The following is a 20528-nucleotide window of genomic DNA, read 5'->3' as shown; positions in this document are numbered from 1 at the left end:
ATGGACACCTTCTTTTCCTTCTACGTGCTGCCGGCGCTGCTGATCCTGTTGAAGTCGGTCGTGCTGATCGTCGTTCTTTTGATCTTTGTGGCTTACGTGCTTTATGCCGACCGCAAGATCTGGGCTGCGGTGCAGCTGCGCCGCGGCCCGAACGTGGTCGGTCCCTGGGGCACGCTGCAGGCCTTCGCCGACCTTTTGAAATTCGTCTTCAAGGAGCCGGTGATCCCGTCGGGCGCCAACAAGGGCGTCTTCCTGCTGGCGCCACTGGTCTCAGCCGTGCTCGCGATCTCGGCCTGGGCGGTCATTCCGGTCAATCAAGGCTGGGCTATCGCTAACATCAATGTCGGCATCCTTTATGTTTTCGCCATCTCCTCGCTCGAGGTCTACGGCGTGATCATGGGCGGCTGGGCATCGAACTCGAAATATCCGTTCCTGGGCGCGCTGCGCTCAGCCGCGCAGATGGTGTCCTACGAGGTGTCGATCGGCTTCGTCATCGTCACCGTGCTGCTTTGCGTCGGCTCGCTCAACCTCTCCGACATCGTGCTCTCGCAGCAGGATGGCCTCGGCACCAAGCTCGGCCTGCCCAACACCTTCCTCGACTGGCACTGGCTGTCGCTGTTCCCGATGTTCATCGTGTTCTTCATCTCGGCGCTGGCCGAGACGAACCGTCCGCCCTTCGATCTGGTGGAAGCGGAATCGGAACTCGTCGCCGGACACATGGTCGAATATTCGTCGACGCCGTTCCTGCTCTTCTTCCTGGGCGAGTACGTCGCCGTCGTCCTGATGTGCGCGCTGGCCACCATCCTGTTCCTCGGCGGCTGGCTGCCACCGTTCGACTTCGCGCCCTTCACCTGGGTGCCGGGCCTGATCTGGTTCGTGCTCAAGGTCTGCCTGGTGTTCTTCATGTTCTCGATGGTGAAGGCGTTTGTGCCGCGCTACCGCTATGATCAGCTGATGCGGCTAGGCTGGAAGGTCTTCCTGCCGATCTCGCTGTTCATGGTCGTCGCCACCGCGGCCTTCCTCAAGATCACGGGGTTTGCGTGATGTCCGCTCTTGCCCAAGCCGCAAAGGCCCTGCTGCTGAAGGATTTCGTCAGCGCCTTCTTCCTGTCGATGCGCCAGTTCGTTGCGCCGAAGGAGACGATCAACTATCCGCACGAGAAGGGACCGACCAGCCCGCGCTTCCGCGGCGAGCACGCGCTGCGCCGCTACCCCAATGGGGAGGAGCGCTGCATCGCCTGCAAGCTTTGCGAGGCGATCTGTCCGGCACAGGCGATCACCATCGAAGCCGGCCCGCGCCGCAACGACGGTACGCGGCGCACCGTGCGCTACGATATCGACATGGTGAAGTGCATCTATTGCGGCTTCTGCCAGGAAGCCTGCCCGGTCGACGCCATCGTCGAGGGGCCGAATTTCGAATTCGCGACCGAGACGCGCGAGGAGCTTTACTACAACAAGGAAAAGCTGCTCGCGAACGGCGATCGCTGGGAGCGTGAGCTGGCGCGCAACATCGCGTTGGACGCGCCCTATCGCTGAGATTTGACGCATGGACGGGGCGAGGGCCTCGTCCAAAGGATGGTCACCGAAAAGTTGCAGACTTTCGGACCAGATCATCCTCCGGAATGAAAAGAGTGTCGCATGTTTCTTTCGATCGGGTCTTTCAACCCGATCGGAACATGCGATAGGAACACGCAACTTTGCCAGCCAGAGGCGGCGGCGACATCGAGCAGGGGCGCTGAGCCAGTGTTCGGACAGGAACCCGAGGGAACCCCATGCTGAGTGGACTAGAGGCGGTCTTTTTCTACCTCTTCGCCTTTATCGCCGTGGCGTCGGCTTTCATGGTCATTTCGTCGCGCAACCCTGTGCATTCCGTGCTGTTCCTGATCCTCACCTTCTTCAATGCCGCTGGCCTGTTCATGCTGACCGGCGCCGAGTTCCTGGCGATGATCCTGCTCGTCGTCTATGTCGGCGCGGTGATGGTGCTGTTCCTGTTCGTCGTCATGATGCTCGACGTCGACTTCGCGGAGATGAAGCAGGGCGCGCTGCAATATGCGCCGATCGGCGCGCTGGTCGGGCTGATCCTGGCGGCGGAGCTGATCGTCGTGCTCGGCGGCTACAGCTTCGCGCCGCAGCTTGCCTCGACGGTGGCCAAGGCAACGCCGGACCTCGCCGCGCGCTCCAACACGGCGGCGCTCGGCGACATCCTCTACACGGACTATCTCTATTATTTCCAGATCGCCGGCCTCGTGCTTCTGGTCGCCATGATCGGTGCCATCGTGCTGACGCTGCGCCACAAGGAAGGCGTCAAGCGGCAGTCGATCGCCGCGCAGGTCGGCCGCACGCCGGCAACGGGCATGGAAATCCGCAAGGTCAAGTCGGGCGAGGGTATCTGAGATGGTCGTCGGCATCGCGCATTATCTGACCGTATCGGCGATCCTGTTCACGCTCGGCGTGTTCGGCATCTTTTTGAACCGCCGCAACATCATCGTCATCCTGATGTCGATCGAGCTGATCCTGCTCGCGGTCAACATCAACTTCGTCGCCTTCTCGGCGGCGCTGCATGACCTCGTAGGGCAGGTATTCGCCCTGTTCGTGCTGACGGTCGCCGCGGCGGAAGCCGCGATCGGACTTGCCATTCTTGTCGTCTTCTTCCGCAACCGCGGCTCGATAGCGGTCGAAGACGTGAACCAGATGAAGGGTTGACGGGAACAACCATGTACCAGGCCATCGTCTTCCTTCCGCTGCTCGGCTTCCTGATTGTCGGTCTGTTCGGCAATTCGCTCGGCGCCAAGGCATCCGAATACATCACTTCCGGCTTCCTGGTGATCGCGGCGGTGCTGTCGTGGATCGCCTTCTTCACCGTCGGCTTCGGCCATGGCGAAGTGTTCACCGTGCCGGTGCTGCGCTGGATCCAGGCGGGCGGGCTCGACGTCGCCTGGGCGCTCAGGATCGACACACTGACGGTGGTGATGCTGGTCGTCGTCAACACCGTGTCGGCGCTGGTCCATATCTATTCGATCGGCTACATGCACCACGATCCGAACCGGCCGCGCTTCTTCGCCTATCTGTCGCTGTTCACCTTCGCGATGCTGATGCTGGTGACGGCCGACAATCTGGTGCAGATGTTCTTCGGCTGGGAAGGCGTCGGCCTCGCCTCCTATCTGCTGATCGGCTTCTGGTACAAGAAGCCCTCCGCCAACGCCGCTGCGATCAAGGCCTTCGTCGTCAACCGCGTCGGCGACTTCGGCTTCGCGCTCGGCATTTTCGGCGTCTTCGTGCTGTTCGGCTCGGTCAATCTCGGCACAGTCTTTGCCAACGCAGCCTCCTTCCTTCCGGCCGAAGGCGCGCCGGAGGGGGCCGCGGTGCTCACCTTCCTCGGCCATGCGCTCGACAAGCACACGGCGCTGACGGTGGTCTGCCTGCTGCTGTTCATGGGCGCCATGGGCAAGTCGGCGCAGGTGCCGCTTCACACCTGGCTGCCCGATGCCATGGAAGGCCCGACGCCCGTCTCGGCGCTGATCCATGCCGCGACCATGGTGACGGCCGGCGTGTTCATGCTGGCGAGGCTCTCGCCGCTGTTCGAGCTGTCGCATTCGGCGCTGACCGTCGTCACCTTCATCGGCGCCTTCACCGCCTTCTTCGCGGCCACCGTCGGCCTTGTCCAGAACGATATCAAGCGCGTCATCGCCTATTCGACCTGCTCGCAGCTCGGCTATATGTTCGTGGCGCTCGGCGTCGGCGCCTATGGCGCGGCGATCTTCCATCTGTTCACGCATGCCTTCTTCAAGGCGCTGCTCTTCCTCGGCTCGGGCTCGGTCATCCACGCCGTCTCCGACGAGCAGGACATGCGCCTGATGGGCGGGTTGAGGACGCTCATCCCCAAGACCTACTGGATGATGGTGATCGGCACGCTGGCGCTGACCGGCGTCGGGATCCCGGCGACGGTGATCGGCACCGCCGGCTTCTTCTCCAAGGACGCCATCATCGAAGCGTCCTTTGCCAGCCACAACGCGGTCGCGGGCTTTGCCTTCGTGCTGCTCGTGATCGCCGCCGCCTTCACAAGCTTCTATTCCTGGCGGCTGATCTTCATGACCTTCCACGGCGAGCCGCGCGCCAGCCACGAGGTCATGCATCACGTGCATGAATCGCCGCCGGTGATGCTGGTGCCGCTCTACGTGCTGGCTGCCGGCGCGCTGTTTGCCGGCATCATCTTCCACGGCGCCTTCATCGGCGAGGGCTATGCCGAGTTCTGGAAGGCCTCGCTGTTCACGCTGCCGGACAACCACATCCTGCACGAGATCCACGAATTGCCGTTGTGGGTGGAACTGGCTCCGTTCATCGCCATGGTCATCGGCTTTGCGGTCGCGTGGAAGTTCTACATCCGCTCGCCGGAACTGCCCCGGAGCGTCGCCGCCAACCATCGCCTGCTCTACGGCTTCCTGCTCAACAAATGGTATTTCGACGAGCTCTACGACTTCCTTTTCGTGCGGCCGGCGAAGCGCCTCGGCCGGTTCCTATGGAAGACGGGTGACGGCGCCATCATCGATGGGCTCGGCCCCGACGGCATCTCGGCGCGCGTCGTCGACGTCACCAACCGCGTCGTCAAATTGCAGACCGGCTACCTCTACCACTATGCCTTCGCCATGCTGATCGGCGTGGCCGCTCTCGTCACCTGGATGATGCTCTGATGACCGACTGGCCAATCCTCTCGCTGGTCACCTTCCTGCCGCTGGTTGGTGTTCTGCTCATTCTGCCGATCAGCGACGACAGCGAAAACGCGCGCCGCAACATCCGCTCGATCGCCTTCATCACGACGGCGTTCACCTTCGTGGTGTCGCTGTTCATCTGGAAGGGCTTCGATAATTCGCAGGCCGGCTTCCAGTTCGTCGAGAAGCACGCCTGGCTGGATTCGGGCATCTCCTACCATATGGGCGTCGACGGCATCTCGATGCTGTTCGTCATCCTGACCACCTTCCTGATGCCGCTCTGCATCCTGGCCTCGTGGGATGCGATCGAGAAGCGCGTCAAGGCCTACATGATCGCCTTCCTGATCCTCGAGACGCTGATGATCGGCGTGTTCTGCGCGCTCGACATTGTTCTCTTCTACGTCTTCTTCGAGGGCGGCCTGATTCCGATGTTCATCATCATCGGTGTCTGGGGCGGCAAGCGGCGCGTCTATGCCTCGTTCAAGTTCTTCCTTTATACGCTTGCCGGCTCGGTGCTGATGCTGCTCGCCATCATGGCGATGTTCTTCCAGTCCGGCACGACCGACATCACCACGCTGCTGACGCATAACTTCCCGGCCAACATGCAGACCTGGCTGTGGCTCGCCTTCTTCGCCTCCTTCGCGGTGAAGATGCCGATGTGGCCGGTGCACACCTGGCTGCCCGACGCGCATGTCGAGGCGCCGACGGCGGGTTCGGTCATCCTGGCCGGCATCCTGTTGAAGATGGGCGGATACGGCTTCCTGCGCTTCTCGCTGCCGATGTTCCCGCTGGCGTCGGAGATGTTCGCGCCGCTGATCTTCACGCTCTCGGTCGTCGCCATCATCTACACCTCGCTGGTGGCGCTGATGCAGGAGGACATGAAGAAGCTCATCGCCTATTCGTCGGTCGCCCATATGGGCTTCGTCACCATGGGCATCTTCGCGATGAATCAGGAGGGCGTGCAGGGCGCGATGTTCCAGATGCTCAGCCATGGGCTCGTCTCCGGCGCGCTGTTCCTGTGCGTCGGCGTCATCTATGACCGCATGCATACGCGCGAAATCGACGCCTATGGCGGGCTGGTCAACAACATGCCGAAATACGCGACCGCGTTCATGATCTTCACCATGGCCAATGTCGGCCTGCCGGGCACCAGCGGCTTCGTCGGCGAGTTCCTGACCATGCTCGGCGTGTTTCGGGTGAACACCTGGGTGGCGTTCTTCGCCGCTACCGGCGTGATCCTGTCGGCAGCCTACGCGCTCTGGCTCTACCGCCGCGTGATCTTCGGCGCGCTGACCAAGGAGAGCCTGAAGAACCTGCTCGATCTGTCGACGCGCGAGAAGGCGATCATCTACCCGCTGGTGGTGCTAGTGATCTTCTTCGGCGTCTATCCGGCGCCTGTCTTCGATGCCACCACGCAGTCGGTCAAGGCGCTCGTCACCAACGTCACCGCTTCCATCAATTCCGCGCAAACCGCGGCGGCGAACTGACCGGGGAAACACCATGACGCCGGACCTTCTCTCCAGCCTTTCGCTCTCGACGCCGGAACTGATCCTCGCCGTCGGCGCGCTGGCGCTTCTGATGGTGGGCGCCTATTCGCGCTCCAACAATACCATGACGGTGACCGGGCTCGCGGTCGCGGTGCTGGTGATCGCCGGCCTCTGGCTGGCTTTCTCCGGCGGCGAAGGGTCTGCCTATGGCAGCGCTTTCGTCCAGGACTCCTTCGGCCGCTTCATGAAGATGCTGGCGCTGATCGGCTCGGCCGTCACGCTCGTCATGTCGATGCGCTTTGCCAGGCAGGAGCATTTCGACAAGTTCGAATATCCGGTGCTGATCGTGCTGTGCACGCTCGGCATGATGCTGATGATCTCGGCCAACGGCATGATTGGCCTTTATCTCGGGCTCGAGCTGCAGTCGCTGGCGATCTATGTGCTGGCGGCGATCAACCGTGACAATGTCCGCTCGACCGAGGCCGGCCTCAAATATTTCGTTCTCGGAGCGCTGTCGTCGGGCATGCTGCTCTACGGCATCTCGCTGGTCTACGGTTATACCGGCAACACCGGCTTTCACGAGATCGCGACGGCGCTGGGCAGCGGCGAACGTCAGCTCGGCCTCGTCTTCGGCCTGGTCTTCGTGCTCGCCGGCCTCGCCTTCAAGATCTCGGCGGTGCCGTTCCACATGTGGACGCCGGACGTCTATGAGGGCGCGCCGACGCCGATCACCGCCTTCCTGGCCGCCGCGCCGAAGATGGCGGCGATGGCGCTGATCGTGCGCGTCACCATGGGGGCCTTCAAGCCGATCGCCGCCGACTGGCAGCAGATCGTCGTGTTCATCTCGATCGCCTCGATGGCGCTTGGCGCCTTCGCCGCGATCGGCCAGACCAACATCAAACGGCTGATGGCCTATTCCTCGATCGGCCATATGGGCTACGCGCTGGTCGGCCTTGCCGCGAACAGCCAGGCCGGCGTGCGCGGCGTGGCGATCTACATGCTGATCTATCTGGTGATGACGCTCGGCACCTTCGCCTTCATCCTCGCCATGCGGCGCAAGGAGGGCAATGTCGAGCAGATCGGCGATCTGGCGGGCCTCGCCTCGACCAATCCCATCATGGCCACCATCCTCACCATCCTGATGTTCTCGCTGGCCGGCATTCCGCCGCTCGCCGGCTTCTGGGGGAAATGGTACGTGTTCCTCGCCGCCATCAACGCGCATCTCTATGCCCTGGCGATCATCGGCGTGCTGGCTTCGGTGGTGGGCGCCTACTATTACCTGCGCATCATCAAGATCATGTGGTTCGACGAGCCTGTCGGCGGCTTCGTGCCGATGGCCAGCGAATTGCGCCTCGTGCTCGGCGTCAGCGGCGCCTTCGTGCTGTTCTATGTGCTGATCGGCGGGCCGATCGGCAGCTATGCCGAAGCCGCCGCCAAGACCTTCTTCTGACGGGATGGCATTTCGGCTGGCTCCAACCGCGGCGTCGGAGGGGTTCCGGCTCGAGGCCCATGACAGCGTCGGCTCGACCAACGCGCTGGCGCTGGAGCACGCGCGCGCGGGCGATCCGGGAAAACTCTGGGTCGTCTCGAAGAAGCAGGAAAGCGGACGCGGTCGGCGCGGCCGCGCCTGGGCGACGCCTGAAGGCAATCTGGCGGCGACGCTGCTTCTGGTTCCGAATGGCGAGCTGCGGCTCGCCGCGACGCTTGGCTTCGTCGCCGGGCTTGCATTGGCCGACGCGCTCGATGCCGTCGTCCCGCAAGGCCGGATCGCCGTTGGCCTGGACGGAGCCAGCGAAGGACGCAACCGCTTCGAGCTGAAATGGCCGAACGACGTGCTCGCCACCGGCGCCAAGCTTGCCGGCATCCTGCTGGAATCGACCCTGCTCGAAGGCGGCCGTTTCGCGGTTGCCGTCGGCATCGGCGTCAACGTCGTGGCATACCCCGAGGATCTGCCTTATCCGGCGACGTCGCTGCAGGCGCTGGGTGCCAATTGCGATGCCGAGATGCTGTTCCTGGCGCTCTCGGATGCCTGGAGCGAGAATTTCAGATTGTGGGACGACGGGCGGGGACTTAGCGCGATCAGGAAACGCTGGTTGGCGCGCGCCGCGGGGCTCGGCGGCGAGGTTGCTGTCAGAATTGACGGCAATGTGGTGCGCGGCGTCTTCGAAACCATTGACGAGGACTGCCGTTTCGTGATCCGCGACGATGACGGAACTGTTTTGACGATCGCGGCCGGCGACGTGCATTTCGGCGCGGTCGGGTCGGCCCGTCTTTGACGACTTGATTTGATTGGCTTGGCCTGACTGGCCAGGAAGGAAAGGATTTATGGCGAATACTGAGAACGCCGAACTCGTCTTCGCGCCGCTCGGCGGCGTCGGCGAGATCGGCATGAACTTCGCCCTCTATGGCTACGGGCCCGCGGACGCGCGCGAATGGATCGTAGTCGATGTCGGAGTCACATTTCCGGACAGCGCGCATCCGGGCGTCGATCTGATCCTGCCCGACACACGCTTCATCGAGGAGAACCTCGACGGCTTGCGCGGCGTGGTCGTAACCCATGCGCATGAGGACCATTACGGCGCGCTGCTCGATATCTGGCCGAAGCTCAAAGTGCCGGTCTGGATGACGCCGTTCACCGCCGGCCTGCTGGAGGCCAAACGGCAGGGCGAGCAGAACGCGCCAAAAATCCCGGCAATGATCTACAGGGCCGGCGAGACGTTCACTATCGGGCCGTTCGAGATCGAAGCCATCCCGGTTGCGCATTCCATTCCCGAGCCGATGTCGCTGGCGATCGCTACGCCCGCCGGCACGGTAATCCACACCGGCGACTGGAAGATCGATCCGGCGCCGACGATCGGCCCCAAGACGGATGAGGCGCGCTTCCGCGCTTACGGCGACAAGGGCGTGCTGGCGCTGATCTGCGATTCCACCAATGCGCTGCGGGAAGGGGAGTCGCCGTCGGAAGTGGCGGTCGGCGAGGGCCTGAAAGGCGTCATCGAAAACGCCAAGGGCCGCGTCGCGGTCACCACCTTTTCCTCCAATGTCGGGCGCATCGTTTCGATCGCCAAGGCTGCGCGGGACGCCGGCCGCCAGTGCCTTGTGCTCGGCCGCTCGCTGAAGCGCGTGATCGATGTCGCGACCGAACTCGGCTACATGGACGGCCTGCCGGAATTCATTGCCGAGGAGGATTACGGCTATATCCCGCGCGAGAATCTGGTGGTCATCTGCACCGGCAGCCAGGGCGAGCCGCTGGCCGCACTTGCGAAGCTGTCGCGCGACGAGATGAAGTCGGTGGCGCTGACGGCCGGCGACACGGTGGTGTTTTCCTCGCGCACCATTCCCGGCAACGAGAAGGCGATCCTGGAGATCAAGAACCGGCTGATCGACCTCGGCATGAAGATCATCGAGGACGGCGACGCGCTGGTGCATGTCTCCGGCCATCCGCGCCGCAGCGAATTGCGCAAGATGTATGAATGGGTGCGGCCGCAGATCGGCGTGCCGGTGCACGGCGAGGCGGCGCATCTGGTGGCGCAGGGCTCGCTGATGTCGATGTCGGGCATCGGCCAGGTGGCACAGGTGCGCGACGGCGATATGCTGAGGCTCTGGCCCGGTCCGGCCACGATCATCGACCAGGTGCCGTTCGGCCGCCTCTACAAGGATGGATACTTGATCGGAACCGACCAGGCGATGGGCATACGCGACCGGCGCAAGCTGTCCTATGCCGGGCATGTCGCGGTCAACGTCGTGCTCGACGAGAAATACGAGCTAGCCGGCGATCCCGATCTGGTGGCGATCGGCGTCGCCGAGGCCGATGCCAGCGGCGAGGCGCTGGAGGACTTGATGCTCGATGCGGCAATCGGCGCGGTGGACTCGATCCCCCGCCAGCGCAGAAAAGACCTCGACCTTGTGCAGGAGGCCGTGCGCCGCGCCGTCCGCGGCGCCGCCAACGAAGCCTGGGGCAAGAAGCCGCTGGTGACGGTGTTTGTCACTAGATAAGGGAGTAGGGGAGTACGGGAATAAGGGAGTAGGGAATAGCAAATAGCAAATAGCTCGGAGTTTTTCCTACCCCCTACTCCAACTTTCGGAACGCTTATGCTCGGACGCCTAAATCATGTCGCGCTTGCCGTGCCGAACCTGGCTGCGGCGACAGCTGCGTATCGCGATACGCTGGGCGCTCGGCTGAGCGAGCCGCAGGCGCTGCCGGAACATGGCGTCACGGTTGTGTTCGTCGATGTCGGCAACACCAAGATCGAGCTGCTGGAGCCGCTGGGCGACGCTTCGCCGATCGCAGCTTTCCTCGCGAAGAACCCGTCGGGCGGCATGCATCATGTCTGCTACGAGGTCGACGATATCCTCGTCGCGCGCGACCATCTCGAGGCGAGCGGCGCGCGTGTTCTCGGCGACGGCAATCCGAAGATCGGCGCGCATGGCAAGCCGGTGCTGTTCCTGCATCCCAAGGATTTCTTCGGCACGCTGGTCGAATTGGAGCAGGCATGAACTGGGTTTCCTTTGTCGCACTGTTCTTCGTCACCTGGTGGCTGGTGCTGTTTGCGGTGCTGCCCTTCAGCCTGCGCACCCAGGATGAGGACAAGGACGTGACGCTCGGCACGGTCTCGAGCGCGCCGAAGGGACCGCACATGCTGCGCGCGGCGATCCGCACGACGGTCGTCACCGCGATCGTGATCGGCATTTTCTACGGCCTGACAAGGGGGCTCGGCTTCGGTTTCGACGACATTCCGCACATCGTGCCGGACTTTACTCATACTGCCGGCCGCTAGCGCTCTGTCCAGTTTCCGCAAGTATTGATCAGCCCGCGCCCGTGCTGGTTGAAATCGGAAGCCGGCTTCCGATTTCAAGGGCTGACGCAGCATAATGCTGTTTGGCAGATCGTGGTGCTAAGCAGATGATTGCACAAAAAAAATGCAAGGCACGAGGCCTTGCAATTTAAACGCGTCCGATCTGTTTCCGGTGTCCGGCGGCAGCGAGTAACCGCGCCTAGATCGCATCCTCCCAAGACTTTGACCGCGTAGGAGAGCAGATTTTTCTCCGCCCTCTCGGTTATCGGCGCACACTAGACCAAGGCAGGTGAAAATGTCACGAAGAATTTTGCCCCCAAATAGGCAATATCGTGCTGCACTGCACAATAGTGGGGCAGGGCTTGCTTGTGAATCGATCAAAAGGCCATATGCGGCACTTTGGTGGCCAAAGCGGGCCCTTTTGATCATGCGCAGAACGCCGCAACACTTTGGAGCGCTCGGGTTTCCATTCGGTCATGAAATGGCTATGAAGCCCGGGCAAGCAGCCTCGGTTGCGCCGATTCCCCGCGCCGCCATTTTTTCATTCAACGGACCAGTCCATGCGTTTGTCGCGCTACTTCCTGCCCATTCTGAAAGAAAACCCCCGTGAGGCCGAAATCGTCTCGCATCGGCTGATGCTGCGCGCCGGCATGATCCGCCAGCAGGGGCAGGGCAGCTTCTCCTGGCTACCGCTCGGCAAGCGCGTGCTGGACAAGGTCTGCCAGATCATCCGCGAGGAGCAGAATCGAGCCGGCGCGCTGGAAATCCTGATGCCCACGATCCAGTCGGCGGATCTGTGGCGCGAGAGCGGCCGTTACAATGACTACGGCAAGGAGATGCTGCGCATCAAGGACCGGCAGGACCGCGACATGCTCTATGGTCCGACCAATGAGGAAATGGTCACCGAGATCTTCCGCGCCTACGTCAAGTCCTACAAGGACCTGCCGCTCAACCTCTATCACATCCAGTGGAAGTTCCGCGACGAGGTGCGCCCCCGCTTCGGCGTGATGCGCTCGCGCGAGTTCCTGATGAAGGACGCTTACTCCTTCGATCTCGATTTTGAAGGCGCCAGAGCCGCCTATAACCGCATGTTCGTCTCATACTTGAGGACGTTCACGCGCATGGGCCTGCAGGCCATTCCGATGCGGGCCGATACCGGCCCGATCGGCGGCGACCTCAGCCACGAGTTCATCATCCTGGCCGAGACCGGCGAGAGCCAGGTGTTCTGCGATCGCGCCTATCTGTCGCTCGACGTGCCCAGCGCGGATACGAACTTCTCCAACGATGCCGAGATCGGCGGCATCGTGACGAAATGGACGACTCCTTATGCCGCCACCGACGAGATGCATGACGAAGCGGCATGGGAGAAGGTGCCCGAAGGCGAGAGGCTCTCGGCGCGCGGCATCGAGGTCGGCCATATCTTCCATTTCGGCGAGAAGTATTCCAAGCCGATGAACGCGAAGGTCACCGGTCCCGATGGCAAGGACCATTATGCTTCGGGCGGTTCCTACGGCATCGGCCCGTCGCGGCTGGTCGCGGCGATCATCGAGGCAAGCCATGATGAGAACGGCATCATTTGGCCGGAAGCGGTCGCGCCGTTCGATATCGGTCTGATCAACATGAAGGTCGGCGACGCCGAATGCGACCGCGTCTGCGACGAGCTCTACGCAGCGCTGACCTCGGCCGGCAAGGACGTTCTTTATGACGACACCGACCAGCGGCCGGGCGGCAAGTTCGCAACCGCCGACCTGATCGGCCTGCCCTGGCAGGTGATCGTCGGACCGCGCGGGGTGGCTAGCGGCGAGGTCGAGATCAAGAACCGCCGGAGCGGCGAGCGCGAGACGCTGCCGATCGCGGAGGCCCAGAAACGCCTGGGTATCGCGTAATGGGCGAGGCGGCTGCAGCTCGATCGCCGGCAGGCGCCTTTTCAGGCTTCGAGCGCATGGTGGCGTGGCGCTACCTGCGTTCGCGGCGCAAGGAGACGGTGATCTCGGTCATCGCCTCGATCTCGTTCCTCGGCATCATGCTGGGCGTCGCCACGCTGATCGTCGTCATGGCGGTGATGAACGGTTTTCGCGCCGAGCTGCTCACCCGCATCCTCGGCGTCAACGGCCATCTGATCGTGCAGCCGCTCGATTCGCCGCTGGAGGACTATGCGCAGGTGGCGAGCCGCATCAACGGCGTTGCCGGCGTCAAATACGCCATCCCACTGATCGACGGGCAGGTGCTGGCGCAAGGCAATGTCGGCGGCGGCACCGGCGCGCTGGTGCGCGGCATTCGCGCCGAGGATCTCAACAAGATCTCGATTGTGTCCAGCAACATCAAGCAGGGCACGCTCGACGGTTTCGACACCGGCGATGGCGTGGCGATCGGCAAGCGCATGGCCGAGAATCTCGGGCTGGTGCTCGGCGACACCATCACGCTGATCTCACCCGAAGGCGACGTTACCCCGCTTGGCACCACGCCCCGCATGAAGGGCTACAAGGTGGCGGCAATTTTCGAGGTCGGCATGTCGGAATATGACAGCTCGATCGTCTACATGCCGTTCTCCGAAGCGCAGCTCTATTTCAACATGGACGGACGGGCGCAGACCATCGAGATCTATGTCGGCAATCCCGACAATGTCGATGCGCTGAAGCCGTTGGTCGAGCAGGCTGCGCAGCGGCCGGTCGACCTCGTCGACTGGCGCCAGCGCAACGAGACCTTCTTCTCGGCGCTGCAGGTCGAGCGCAACGTCATGTTCATGATTCTCACGCTGATCGTGCTGGTGGCGGCGCTCAACATCATCTCCGGCCTCATCATGCTGGTGAAGGACAAGGGCCACGACATCGCGATCCTGCGCACCATGGGCGCGTCGCGCGGCGCGATCCTGCGCATTTTCCTGATGACGGGGGCTGCGATCGGGGTCACCGGCACTATCGCCGGCGTGCTGCTCGGCGTCGTCATCTGCCTCAACATCGAATCGATCCGCCAGTTCTTCTCCTGGATGACCGGCAGGATCCTGTTCAATCCCGAGCTCTATTTCCTCAGCCAGTTGCCTGCGAAGATGGACCCGCGCGAGACCACCTATGTCGTCATCATGGCGCTCACCCTGTCTTTCCTGGCCACGGTGTTTCCGGCTTGGCGCGCAGCCCGGCTCGATCCGGTCGAAGCCTTGAGGTACGAGTGATGGCCGAAGCCATTATCGAGCTTAAGGGCGTCGAGCGGCACTATGTCCAGGGGCCGCGCAAGCTGACCATTCTGAACGGCGCTGACTTCTCGCTTAGGCGTGGCGAGATGGTGGCGCTGGTGGCGCCGTCGGGCACCGGCAAGTCGACGCTGCTGCATACGGCGGGGCTGCTCGAGCGGCCGGACGCCGGCGACGTGATCCTCAGCGGCCGCGCCTGTGGCCGGCTGTCGGATGACGAGCGCACGGCTATCCGCCGCAACGATGTCGGCTTCGTCTACCAGTTCCATCATCTGCTGCCGGAGTTCACCGCGCTCGAAAACATCATGATGCCGCAGCTGATCAAGGGGCTCGGCCGCAAGGAGGCATCCGAGCGGGCGGCGCAGCTTCTCGACTACATGCAGATCGGCAAGCGGGCGCAGCATCGGCCGGCCGAGCTATCCGGCGGCGAGCAGCAGCGCGTGGCGATCGCGCGCGCGGTCGCCAATGCGCCGCTGGTGCTGCTGGCCGACGAACCTACCGGCAATCTCGACCCGGCCACCGCCTCCTACGTGTTCGATGCGCTGGAGGCGCTGGTCAGGCAGTCGGGGCTGGCGGCGCTGATCGCCACCCACAATCACGAGCTCGCCGGGCGCATGGACCGGCGGGTGACGCTGGCAGAAGGCAAGGTGGTGCCGCTTTAAGGCAAGCCGATATTAGGCTGGGGCCGGCCTATCGAGCGCAGCTTCCTGCGCTTCCGTACTCACCTACGTTCTAATACGTACCCCCGTTCCGGTTCTCAAAAGCCGCCATCCTCGGCTCGGCCTGATCTCGACCTGCCCTCCGCGCGCGTCTCGTCAACCTTTCCTTAACCCTGCCCAAACGGATCGCCTGAGTTCCCCGTTCTTCGATCGTTGACATTCGAACAAAATTAGAACAAATTGCGAACATACTAGCAACAGGAGAGAGTTATGGCCGATCTGGTTCAGGATGTCGTCTCGCTGGTCTGCATGAGCACCTTTCTCATTTCCATGGCGATCTGGATTGGCGCCATGTGAGCAGGCGGCTGGCGGCCGCCTCCCTGGGCGGGCGAAGGGTCCGCTCTCTGTTTGGAACAGCCCGCCCGTTGTTAAGCTTTTCTTGGCCGCACCCCGCTAGCTTGGCTCGCAAAGACAGGGAGCAAGGGCAGTGTCGGTCATCGCCACGGTCACACTCGTGGCCGGAAATCTCGGACTGATCTTTCTCTTGATGACAGTGCCGCTCGGGCTGCGCACAGTTACGGTGAGCCGCATGATCGAGGCTGACCGGAATCGCCTGTGGCAGGCGCTGTGGCCGTTCGGCAGCGACGCCGGCTGGTCGGGTGAAATCCTTTCCGTCGAACCGCTGGACGGCGAGGGGACGGCGCTGATCAAACTGTCCTGGGAAGGGCGCGACGGGCGGCCGATCGAACGCAAGGCGCGGTTCGACGATGTGGTGGAAGGCAGCCGTTTCTCGATGCGCGTCGTTGAGGACACGGCTCTCGATCCCTCGTTCTGGGCCGACTATCGCGAAACCACCGCGCTCGCGCCCGAAGGCGATGCGACGCGCGTTACGCTCACGCAAACCGACCGCTATCGCGGCGTCGCCTTCCTGATCTTCCGCTACTTCGCCATGCGCCGCGAGCTCGCCAAGTTGCAGGTCTGGGCGAGAACCGGAACGTATCGCAGGGGCGGCTGGTTCGAGCATCCGGTGAGCCAGATAGGCTTTGCCGTGCTTTCGGCCTTCATCCTGTGGCCGTTCTTCGGCCTCAACCTCGGGGGACTGGCGCTGGCTGTCATCCTAACTTCGGTGGTGGCGCTGCACGAGCTTGGCCACATGGCGGCATTCCGCCTGACGGGGCATCGCCGGGTGCGCATGATCTTCATTCCGTTGCTCGGCGGTATCGCCATGGGCGGCAGGCCGTATGACAGCCGCTTCGAGGTCGCCTTCGTGGCGCTGATGGGTGCGGGCTTCTCCGCTTTCCTGGTGCCTCTGCTGATCGCCGCCAGCGGCCTTGCCGGCAGCGAAGGACACCGCCCGGCGGCAGTGCTGCTGGCGACGCTTGCCGGCTGCGCGTCGCTGTTCAACATCGCCAATCTGGTGCCGGTGTGGAAGTTCGACGGCGGCCAAGTGCTGCGCCAAATCTGCCCGGGCCCGATCGCGCTGGCGCTGGCCTCCTTCCTGCTGCTGTTCGCGTTGCTGGCGCTCGGCTGGCGCGCCGGCTTCTCGCCAAGCTTTCTGCTCGTCGCCGGCGCGGTGTTCTCGGTCCTCAGCCTGCTCACGGTCGGCAGCGGCGTGAAACCGCGTCACGAGCTGAAGCCGATCCACGCCTTCGATCGCCTGGCCATGGCCGGCGCGCTGCTGGCGGTCTTTTCCATTCACGGCTATGGCGTGCTCTGGGCCTCCGCGCAACTGATGTAGCCGCGCCGGATTACCCTGCCTTTCGGGCCGGCTCGGCGACCGGGGCCGCGGCAGGCCCGAACACGTCCTCGAAGGCGGATTTCAGCGCGATATCGAGATCGGCCATGGTGACCGGAAGGCCGAGATCGACGAGGCTGGTCACGCCATGGTCCGAAACGCCGCAGGGCACGATGCCACCGAAGTGGGAAAGCTCCGGCTCGACATTGATGGCAATGCCGTGAAAGCTTATCCAGCGCCTGAGCCTGATGCCGATGGCGGCGATCTTGTCCTCGGCGGGCCTGCCGTCAGGCATGGCAGGGCGATCCGGCCGCACCACCCAGACACCGACGCGATCCTCGCGGCGCTCGCCGCGCACGTTGAAGGCGGCAAGCGTGCCGATGATCCACTCTTCGAGCGCGGCAACGAAGGCGCGAACATCCTCGCGCCGGCGCTTCAAGTCGAGCATGACATAGGCGACGCGCTGGCCGGGGCCGTGATAGGTGTATTCGCCGCCGCGTCCCGCGGCAAAGACCGGAAAGCGGTCAGGGTCGATGAGGTCCTCGATACGGGCGCTGGTGCCGGCGGTGTAGAGCGGCGGATGCTCGACCAGCCAGACCATCTCGCCGGCAGCGCCATTGCGGATGGCCTCGGCGCGCGATTCCATGAAGGCGAGCGCGTCGGGATAAGACGTCAGGCCGGGCTCGATGACCCACTCGACCGGCGCCGAACCGGGAAGGGGCAGGAACGACGTGGCGATCTGGCTGCGTTCTGTCATGGAACTTTCTCGATGCTCCCCTCATATGGCGGCAATTGGCTGAAACGTCCAGTTTCGCCCGGCCCGTGTCGAGGCTGTGGAGCATTGCGCCAGGAGCTTTGTCTGAGCATGTCGTTCTCCCAAAAACCGCCACGCACTTTTGGGCGACATGCATTAGCGAATATTCCGCACGGCACCCTTGTTTCGCCGGAAACGATTTGCTACAGGCCCCGGGCCGGACGGTTCCGGCTCCTACCACGTGCGGTCGTGGCGGAATTGGTAGACGCGCAGCGTTGAGGTCGCTGTGGGGCAACCCGTGGAAGTTCGAGTCTTCTCGACCGCACCATTCTCCCCCAAAAAGGCACTGCTTGGATGAGCCCGTGAGGCGGCGCGTCCGACGTTCTGCGGGCCAAAACAAAAGCGGCGCCAGATCCTGAGGACCGCACCGCCGCTTTGGGTTTCAAGCCCTTCAGTTCTGACAAAAAACCGGGCCTATCCCGTCCAGCCAAGGCCGGCCGAGATGCAATTGATCGAGACGAGCAGAGCGTCGGTCGTCCGCCTTCGATCCGCCGTGCCGGGACTGGTCCGAACCTCGCGCAGCAGATCGACCTGCAAGCGGTGGATGTCGTCCATCTGTCGTCGCAGATTGTCGAAGCGCCGCTTGAACATCGGAAAGCGCGCGGAAAGATCGCCTCCGGTGAGGTCACCGATCAGGCGTCGCGTCAGCTCGTATTCGGCTCCGATGCGGCCGTAGATTCGCCAAGCTGCATCGGCGTCGGCTACCAGGCCGGCGTAGAGCTGCGCGATCTCCATGTCGGACTGGTAGAGCGTCTTCTCGGCCTCGTCGACGATCAGACGGAAGAAGCGCGAGCGCTCGAACATGCGGGCCAGAAGCTCGCGCCCGGCCTCGCCGCGCACCGTGACGAAGGCGTTCAGCGCGCTGCCGATGCCATACCAGCCGGTCAACAGATGACGGTTCTGGCTCCAGGCGAACACCCATGGAATGGCGCGCAGGTCGGCAATGCCGCTGGCGCCGAAACGGCGATCCGGCCGTGAGCCCATCTTCAGCAGCGCCAGTTCCGCAACGGGGCTCGCCTGGTTGAAATAATCGAGGAAGCCGGGCTCGGCCATCAACCGGGCATAGGATGCCTGCGACATGCCCGCCAGAGCCTCGAGCGCTTCGTCGAACTCCGGCGTTTCCTTCGGCCCGACATCAGCGGGCGATCCGACACTGTGGGCCAGAACGCCGGCGGCGAGAACCTCGAGCTGGTTGAGGCCGGTGCCGCGATTGGCGAATTTCGAAGAAACGACCTCGCCCTGCTCGGTTACCCGCATCCTGCCGGCGACAGTGCCCGCCGGCTGCGCCGCGATCGCCCGGCCGGTCGGCGCGCCGCCACGGCTGACGGAGCCGCCGCGACCGTGAAAGAAACTGATCCTGACCTTGTGCTTGCGCCCGATCGCGGCAAGGCGCTTTTGTGCTTTCGCCAGTTCCCAATTGGAGGCGAGGAAGCCGCCGTCCTTGTTGGAATCCGAATAGCCAAGCATGATTTCCTGGCGCGCGCCAAAATCGCGCACAGTCCGCCGCACCAGCGAAACACCGAGCAAATCATTCAGGACGGCAGGAGCGGCCTGCAGATCGGCGATGGTCTCGAACAATGGCACGATGCGCAGCCTGATCGTGCCGCTACTACCAGGGGCGGTCGAAAGTCCGCAATATTGCGCCAGCAGATACACCGCGAGCAGGTCGTCGGCCGAGCGGGTCATGCTGAGCACGAACGAGCCAACGGTGTCGGTATCCGCGCCCGAATTGTGCCTGGCGATGACAAAGAATGTCGAAAGCAGTTCGGCCGCCTCAGGCGAGAGCCGGCCTGCGCCGATCTCCGGTTGCTCGCCCTGGCTGAGGCTTGAGCGGAGGTGCGCCGACCATCGCGGCGTGCCGGGTGAGACCGGGTCGGCCGGATCTGTCAGCGCAAACAGCTCGGCCAGCACCCGGTTGACGACCGTGGAGTTCTGCCGGATGTCGAGCGAGACCGTACGGAAGCCGAAGCTTCCGGCTTGCCAGATGAGAGGCTGGACGAAGCGCCTGGCGACCGCGCGCCCACCGATCGCTTCGAGAACGGAAGACAGTGCGTTGAGATCGGCACGAAACGCCTCCGCCGAGAGATATGCCGCCGCGCCGCCGTCGCGCGTCGCCGCCAGCCGGGCAAGCATGGCCGAAGCGAATTGGCGAAGCGGTTCATCGGGGTTGCGGGCGGCAATCGCTTGCGCCTGTCCGCTTTTATCAAGCGCCGTTTGCAGCACCGGCTTAAAGCCCGGCGGCAGGTCGATGACGTTGGAGCTGGCGCTGAGCACCGTCACCAGCCGCTGCACCTGCGTCAGGTAACAGCCCATGCCAGTATTGCGGTATTCGGCCAGGGCATGAGCGGTGACTGCGGCCGTCACATTCGGATTGCCGTCGCGGTCGCCGCCGATCCACGAGGCATAGCGCATGAAGGACGGGATTCTGATCGGCTCTCCCGGATAGTGGCGCTCGAACGCGCCTTGAAGCTTGCCGTAGAGCTGCGGCGTTGCCTCGAAGATGACCTCGCGAAAGAAGTGCAGGCCCCAGGCGATTTCGCCCTCGACCGTCGGGCGCTCAAGTCGCAGCTCGCCCGTCATCCACAGAAGCTCGATCTCGCTTTCCAGATCGGCGACCAACAGGTCGCGTTCGCGCGGCGCCCAGCGCGGCTGGTCGAGCTCGGTCAACTTGCGATAGATGCGGCGATGGATCTCCAGCACCGTGACGCGCTTGGCCTCAGTGGGGTGCGCGGTCATGGTCGGCCCGACACATAGCTCATCGAGCGTGGCCTGGACTTCCCCCGCCGAGCGGCCGTTCGCCGCCATCTGCGCGACCACGCTGGCGAAGGACCCGGTCACCTCGTCGGCGCCCGCGCCTTGTTCGAGTTCGCGCCGCGCCCGCATGGCAAGCAACTCGTCGGCAATCGTCAACAACTGGAACCACACGCCGCTCGCCTGAAGCGCCGGGATGCGTTGTTCCGCGGCAAGCGAGACAAGCGACCGACGCCCGCTCAGTACGGCGGCGACCTCGGGCTCACGAGCGCTTGCGACCTGAAGCAGCAGGCGCAACAGGAGGCTGCGCTCGTCCTCGCGAAATTTGATGCGTCTGCTCTGTTCCAAACCGCTTTCCTCGGCTGCATCGATTGCAACTGCAGCAGCGCCTTGA

17 protein-coding genes and 1 tRNA gene are annotated in these 20528 nt (G+C 63.5%); 16 read left to right on the top strand and 2 right to left on the bottom strand.

Annotated features, from left to right (window positions below):
• The 15 genes from nuoH to P9254_RS04025 all read left to right on the top strand — a co-directional run bounded on the left by nuoH (nucleotide 1) and on the right by P9254_RS04025 (nucleotide 16572).
• Complete coding sequence (nuoH, locus tag P9254_RS04095; RefSeq protein WP_066998780.1) at nucleotides 1–1044, top strand: NADH-quinone oxidoreductase subunit NuoH; 1044 nt, start codon at nucleotides 1–3, stop codon at nucleotides 1042–1044.
• Nucleotides 1044–1535 (top strand): NADH-quinone oxidoreductase subunit NuoI, encoded by a 492-nt coding sequence (nuoI, locus tag P9254_RS04090; RefSeq protein WP_066998784.1) that lies wholly within the window; start codon nucleotides 1044–1046, stop codon nucleotides 1533–1535. Before nuoH ends, nuoI begins: the two co-directional genes overlap by 1 nt.
• 236 nt (nucleotides 1536–1771) lie before the next feature.
• A complete protein-coding gene (locus P9254_RS04085) occupies nucleotides 1772–2392 on the top strand; it encodes an NADH-quinone oxidoreductase subunit J (RefSeq protein ID WP_066998787.1) in 621 nt (206 codons plus the stop codon).
• Nucleotide 2393: 1 nt separating this feature from the next.
• Complete coding sequence (nuoK, locus tag P9254_RS04080) at nucleotides 2394–2702, top strand: NADH-quinone oxidoreductase subunit NuoK (RefSeq protein ID WP_066998791.1); 309 nt, start codon at nucleotides 2394–2396, stop codon at nucleotides 2700–2702.
• 11 nt (nucleotides 2703–2713) lie between these two features.
• Complete coding sequence (gene nuoL, locus P9254_RS04075) at nucleotides 2714–4687, top strand: NADH-quinone oxidoreductase subunit L (RefSeq protein ID WP_095826202.1); 1974 nt, start codon at nucleotides 2714–2716, stop codon at nucleotides 4685–4687.
• Nucleotides 4687–6192, top strand: a complete 1506-nt coding sequence (locus tag P9254_RS04070; RefSeq protein WP_095826201.1) for an NADH-quinone oxidoreductase subunit M — start codon at nucleotides 4687–4689, stop codon at nucleotides 6190–6192. The genes nuoL and P9254_RS04070 overlap by 1 nt, the downstream gene beginning before the upstream one ends.
• A 13-nt stretch (nucleotides 6193–6205) precedes the next feature.
• Nucleotides 6206–7642, top strand: coding sequence for an NADH-quinone oxidoreductase subunit NuoN (gene nuoN, locus P9254_RS04065; RefSeq protein ID WP_095829700.1), 1437 nt, complete (start codon nucleotides 6206–6208; stop codon nucleotides 7640–7642).
• Between the two features lie 4 nt (nucleotides 7643–7646).
• The gene (locus tag P9254_RS04060) at nucleotides 7647–8468 is read left to right on the top strand and encodes a biotin--[acetyl-CoA-carboxylase] ligase (protein ID WP_278053644.1); all 822 of its coding nucleotides are present in this window, start codon (nucleotides 7647–7649) and stop codon (nucleotides 8466–8468) included.
• A gap of 49 nt (nucleotides 8469–8517) precedes the next feature.
• Nucleotides 8518–10188 (top strand): ribonuclease J, encoded by a 1671-nt coding sequence (locus tag P9254_RS04055; RefSeq protein WP_127245737.1) that lies wholly within the window; start codon nucleotides 8518–8520, stop codon nucleotides 10186–10188.
• A gap of 96 nt (nucleotides 10189–10284) precedes the next feature.
• A complete protein-coding gene (gene mce / locus P9254_RS04050; RefSeq protein ID WP_067329189.1) occupies nucleotides 10285–10689 on the top strand; it encodes a methylmalonyl-CoA epimerase in 405 nt (134 codons plus the stop codon).
• Nucleotides 10686–10970, top strand: a complete 285-nt coding sequence (locus P9254_RS04045) for a DUF1467 family protein (RefSeq protein ID WP_067001240.1) — start codon at nucleotides 10686–10688, stop codon at nucleotides 10968–10970. Before mce ends, P9254_RS04045 begins: the two co-directional genes overlap by 4 nt.
• A gap of 578 nt (nucleotides 10971–11548) precedes the next feature.
• Nucleotides 11549–12874 (top strand): proline--tRNA ligase, encoded by a 1326-nt coding sequence (gene proS, locus P9254_RS04040; RefSeq protein WP_127243309.1) that lies wholly within the window; start codon nucleotides 11549–11551, stop codon nucleotides 12872–12874.
• Entirely contained in the window at nucleotides 12874–14157 is a 1284-nt protein-coding gene (locus P9254_RS04035) for a lipoprotein-releasing ABC transporter permease subunit (protein WP_278053647.1), read from the top strand. Before proS ends, P9254_RS04035 begins: the two co-directional genes overlap by 1 nt.
• A complete protein-coding gene (locus P9254_RS04030; RefSeq protein ID WP_206519875.1) occupies nucleotides 14154–14837 on the top strand; it encodes an ABC transporter ATP-binding protein in 684 nt (227 codons plus the stop codon). The genes P9254_RS04035 and P9254_RS04030 overlap by 4 nt, the downstream gene beginning before the upstream one ends.
• Nucleotides 14838–15321: 484 nt before the next feature.
• Nucleotides 15322–16572, top strand: a complete 1251-nt coding sequence (locus P9254_RS04025; RefSeq protein ID WP_278053650.1) for an SRPBCC family protein — start codon at nucleotides 15322–15324, stop codon at nucleotides 16570–16572.
• A gap of 10 nt (nucleotides 16573–16582) precedes the next feature.
• Here the strand turns inward: P9254_RS04025 and lipB are convergent, their stop codons facing one another.
• Nucleotides 16583–17326: a lipoyl(octanoyl) transferase LipB gene (lipB, locus tag P9254_RS04020; protein ID WP_278053652.1), complete on the bottom strand. Its 744-nt coding sequence runs from the start codon at nucleotides 17324–17326 to the stop codon at nucleotides 16583–16585.
• Nucleotides 17327–17566: 240 nt separating this feature from the next.
• Here lipB and P9254_RS04015 point away from each other — a divergent pair.
• A tRNA-Leu gene (locus tag P9254_RS04015) sits at nucleotides 17567–17651 on the top strand.
• A 146-nt stretch (nucleotides 17652–17797) separates the two neighbouring features.
• Here P9254_RS04015 and P9254_RS04010 read toward each other — a convergent pair.
• A complete protein-coding gene (locus P9254_RS04010) occupies nucleotides 17798–20482 on the bottom strand; it encodes a phosphoenolpyruvate carboxylase (RefSeq protein WP_278053654.1) in 2685 nt (894 codons plus the stop codon).
• Between the last annotated feature and the right edge of the window lie 46 nt (nucleotides 20483–20528).

The sequence above is a fragment of the Mesorhizobium sp. WSM4983 genome, assembly GCF_029625765.1.
Lineage (GTDB): Bacteria > Pseudomonadota > Alphaproteobacteria > Rhizobiales > Rhizobiaceae > Mesorhizobium.
Note: the sequence above shows the minus strand (reverse complement) of the source record. Positions and strands in the feature narration are given on the sequence as shown.

Coding starts and splice junctions, on each gene's coding strand:
- nuoH (WP_066998780.1), top strand. CDS start 1: ATGGACACCTTCTTTTCCTTCTACGTGCTGCCGGCGCTGCTGATCCTG.
- nuoI (WP_066998784.1), top strand. CDS start 1,044: ATGTCCGCTCTTGCCCAAGCCGCAAAGGCCCTGCTGCTGAAGGATTTC.
- P9254_RS04085 (WP_066998787.1), top strand. CDS start 1,772: ATGCTGAGTGGACTAGAGGCGGTCTTTTTCTACCTCTTCGCCTTTATC.
- nuoK (WP_066998791.1), top strand. CDS start 2,394: ATGGTCGTCGGCATCGCGCATTATCTGACCGTATCGGCGATCCTGTTC.
- nuoL (WP_095826202.1), top strand. CDS start 2,714: ATGTACCAGGCCATCGTCTTCCTTCCGCTGCTCGGCTTCCTGATTGTC.
- P9254_RS04070 (WP_095826201.1), top strand. CDS start 4,687: ATGACCGACTGGCCAATCCTCTCGCTGGTCACCTTCCTGCCGCTGGTT.
- nuoN (WP_095829700.1), top strand. CDS start 6,206: ATGACGCCGGACCTTCTCTCCAGCCTTTCGCTCTCGACGCCGGAACTG.
- P9254_RS04060 (WP_278053644.1), top strand. CDS start 7,647: ATGGCATTTCGGCTGGCTCCAACCGCGGCGTCGGAGGGGTTCCGGCTC.
- P9254_RS04055 (WP_127245737.1), top strand. CDS start 8,518: ATGGCGAATACTGAGAACGCCGAACTCGTCTTCGCGCCGCTCGGCGGC.
- mce (WP_067329189.1), top strand. CDS start 10,285: ATGCTCGGACGCCTAAATCATGTCGCGCTTGCCGTGCCGAACCTGGCT.
- P9254_RS04045 (WP_067001240.1), top strand. CDS start 10,686: ATGAACTGGGTTTCCTTTGTCGCACTGTTCTTCGTCACCTGGTGGCTG.
- proS (WP_127243309.1), top strand. CDS start 11,549: ATGCGTTTGTCGCGCTACTTCCTGCCCATTCTGAAAGAAAACCCCCGT.
- P9254_RS04035 (WP_278053647.1), top strand. CDS start 12,874: ATGGGCGAGGCGGCTGCAGCTCGATCGCCGGCAGGCGCCTTTTCAGGC.
- lipB (WP_278053652.1), bottom strand. CDS start 17,326: ATGACAGAACGCAGCCAGATCGCCACGTCGTTCCTGCCCCTTCCCGGT.